This is a genomic window from Caulobacter sp. B11 (genome assembly GCF_002737765.1).
GTDB lineage: Bacteria > Pseudomonadota > Alphaproteobacteria > Caulobacterales > Caulobacteraceae > Caulobacter.
Genome location: NZ_PEGG01000331.1, coordinates 1 through 3,428, shown reverse-complemented (window position 1 = coordinate 3,428; position 3,428 = coordinate 1). Strand labels below are relative to the sequence as shown.

At 68.3% G+C, this 3,428-nt stretch carries 2 protein-coding genes; one reads left to right on the top strand and one right to left on the bottom strand.

Annotated features, from left to right (window positions below; all coding sequences use genetic code 11):
- Window positions 1-347: 347 nt before the first annotated feature.
- Window positions 348-2,453 carry a DNA topoisomerase IV subunit B gene (gene parE / locus CSW58_RS12165; protein ID WP_099447463.1) on the top strand — a complete coding sequence of 702 codons (2,106 nt, stop codon included), beginning with the start codon at window positions 348-350 and terminating at the stop codon, window positions 2,451-2,453.
- Here parE and CSW58_RS12160 read toward each other — a convergent pair.
- Window positions 2,450-2,734: a hypothetical protein gene (locus CSW58_RS12160; RefSeq protein WP_099447462.1), complete on the bottom strand. Its 285-nt coding sequence runs from the start codon at window positions 2,732-2,734 to the stop codon at window positions 2,450-2,452. The genes parE and CSW58_RS12160 overlap by 4 nt on opposite strands.
- Window positions 2,735-3,428: the final 694 nt, after the last annotated feature.

Genomic DNA, 3,428 nt, shown 5'->3' with positions numbered 1-3,428 from the left:
GATCCGCTGGAAACCACGACCTGGGCGTCCAAGGTGTTCATCGCCGGGGTCGAACAGCCTCAGGACTCTCGCCAGACCCAGCTTCGCGACCGCTATGCGGCCCCGGACAACGGCATGCCGGTCGCCTACCGGTAGGGACTGACAAGCTCCTCCCCCTGAAGGGGGAGGAGTACTGCACTCTGTTCGCAGATTCTCCCCCTCCGTCGGGCTTGCCGACACCACCCCCGCTCGGCGACGATCCTGGTCGCCGTCGCCAACAAAAGCCTCCCCGCGACGAGACGCCCCTTTTCAGGCGACTCCCCGAAGCCCATACGGAGCTTCCCTCCGAATCGACGCATGTTCCCGTAATGTCCGCTAAAGACGCGCCCCCCGCCTCGCTTTCGCTTTTCGATGACGCCCTGTCGCCGCCGCCCGCGGCGCCGCTGCCGGCGCGGGAGCCCCACGTCGAGGCCCAGGTTCGCCCCGCCGCGCCGCCGCCGCCCACCGCCGCCGAGATCTCCGGCGGGTCCGTCCCCTCGTCGGGCGGCTATACCGCCAGCGACATCGAGGTGCTCGAAGGCCTGGAGCCGGTGCGCAAACGGCCGGGCATGTATATCGGCGGCACCGACGAGCGGGCCCTGCACCACCTGTTCGCCGAGGTGCTCGACAACTCGATGGACGAGGCCGTGGCCGGCTTCGCCAAGACCATCGAGGTCAAGCTCGACGCCGACGGCTTTCTGAGCGTCAAGGACGACGGCCGGGGCATGCCGGTCGATCCGCACCCCAAGCATCCGGGCAAGTCGGCCCTGGAAGTGATCATGACCATCCTGCACGCCGGCGGGAAGTTCAGCGGCAAGGCCTATGAAACCTCCGGCGGCCTGCACGGCGTCGGCGCCTCGGTGGTCAACGCCCTGTCGGAACGGGTCGAGGTCACGGTCTGGCGCGACGGGTTCGAGCACCTGCAGGTGTTTTCGCGCGGCAAGCCCCTGGGCCCTGTCGAGAAGATCGGCCCCAGCCGCAAGCGCGGCACCATGGTCCGCTTCAAGCCCGACGACGAGATCTTCGGCGAGGGCGTGGCCTTCAAGCCCGCTCGCCTGTACCGGATGACCCGCTCGAAGGCCTATCTGTTTCGCGGCGTGCAGATCAAATGGTCCTGCGATCCCTCCCGCATCCAGGACCAGACCCCGCCCGAGGCGGTGTTCCACTTCCCCAACGGCCTGGCCGACTTCCTGGCCGAGCGCACCAAGGGCCTCGAGGTCGTCACCCCCGACAGCTTCGCCGGGCGCATCGAGCGCAAGGGCGAGGCCGGGGCGGTCGAATGGGCCATCGCCTGGACGCCGCGCGGCTTTGGCGAGCATGACGGCTTCATGCAGTCCTACTGCAACACCGTGCCCACCCCCGAAGGCGGCACCCATGAGAGCGGCCTGCGCGCCGCCCTGACCCGCGGCCTCAAGGCCTATGCCGAGCTGAAGGGCGAGAAGCGGGCCAGCATCATCACCGCCGACGACGTCATCGCCCAGGCAGGGGCCCTGATCTCGGTGTTCATCAAGAACCCGGAATTCCAGGGTCAGACCAAGGAAAAGCTGTCGTCCAGCGAGGCCCAGCGCTTCGTCGAGGCGGCGCTGCGCGACCCGTTCGACCACTGGCTGACCGGCAGCCCCAAGGCCGCCCAGGCCCTGCTGGAATTCGTCATCGAGCGGGCCGAGGAACGGCTCAAGCGTCGCAAGGACAAGGAAGTCCAGCGCGCCTCGGCGACCCGCAAGCTGCGCCTGCCCGGCAAGCTGGCCGACTGCGCCGGCGGGGCGGTCGACGGGGCCGAACTGTTCATCGTCGAAGGCGACAGCGCCGGCGGCTCGGCCAAACAGGCCCGCAACCGCAAGAACCAGGCGATCCTGCCCCTGCGCGGCAAGATCCTCAATGTCGCCTCGGCCACCGGCGAGAAGTTCAGCGCCAACAAGGAACTGTCCGACCTGATGCAGGCCCTGGGAGCCCAGGGCGGCAGCAAGTATCGCGAGGAAGATCTGCGCTACGAGCGGATCATCATCATGACCGACGCCGATGTCGACGGCGCCCACATCGCCAGCCTGCTGATCACCTTCTTCTACCGCACCATGCCCGAGCTGATCCGCGGCGGGCACCTGTTCCTGGCCCTGCCGCCGCTCTACCGCCTCAGCCATGGCGGCAAGAGCGCCTATGCCCGCGACGACGCCCACAAGGACGAGCTGCTGGCCACGATGTTCAAGGGCAAGAAGCCCGAGATCGGCCGCTTCAAGGGTCTGGGCGAGATGATGGCCGCCCAGCTGAAGGAAACCACCATGGACCCGGCCGTCCGCACCCTGGCCCGGGTGACCCTGCCGCGCGACGAGGCCCATGTCGAAGACCTGGTCGAGACCCTGATGGGCCGCAAACCCGAGCTACGCTTCCGCTTCATCCAGGAAAACGCCGAGTTCGCCGTCGACGACCTGGACGTCTAGACCCGGCGCTCGCCACGCAGGGCCGCGGACAGGCCCGGCAGGTCCAGCGGCGCGGACATCACCTCCCGGGTCTCGAGGAAGTCGCGGCGCGCCTGATCCAGAATGGCCCTCGCCTTGGTCAGCTGGGCCGGGGGCGTCTTGTGCGCCACCCGTTCGACATCGCGTCGGGTCTCGTCGACCAGGGCGATCCAGCGGTTAAGGACCGCGATGAACCGCGTCTCGACATGGTCGGCGCGGCGCGGCCGCCGGCGTCGTGAGCGTGGCGGTGCGGATTTGGGCATGGGCTTTCCTATCGTTGGGTTGAAAAGCCCCTTCCCCCTCGCGGGGAAGGGGTTGGGGATGGGGGCGCCGGCGCCTGCATCGGCCGACACGGAGCCGACACCCCCACCCCCTGCCCCCTCCCCGCAAGGGGGAGGGGATTCAAGAGGCACGATCCATCGACCTCACGCTTGCGCTGCGAGTTGGACTGAGGAGGCGCGGAGCGGCCGGGGCAAGCCCGGATGACCGTGATGTTTGTTTTGCGTTTCGGCTGACCTCGACCGCTCCGCGAAATCGTTGCGCCGTGAGGACGGGAGGCGTGGGGGTCTTTCACCCCGGGTTCCCAAGAGCCCCCGGACGGGCAGGACCAAAGTCGATCGGCGACCCGTCTCGACCCCGACTGATCCTGATAGGCCGGTTTAAAGCGTTCCCGACCCTGTCGACCCGCCATGGCGTCGCGAGCACAGGGCCCGCGCGGCCTGGCGGCCCCGCTCGATTCCATCTCCGTCGCCGCTTCGGGTCGGTACCAAGCGCCCTCCTCCGCGACGGAGACGAGGATGATTATGGGGGTGGTTTTGAGCGCGTCTGATTGGCGCTTACAGGGCGTTGAGTTTGTTGGGGGTTTGTGGGGGCGGCGGGGGGTAGAGCGCGGTCGATCCCCGTTCAATGCCGCGCAGATCCTCCCCTGAAAGGGGGAGGCGGTCCCCGACTTGTTCG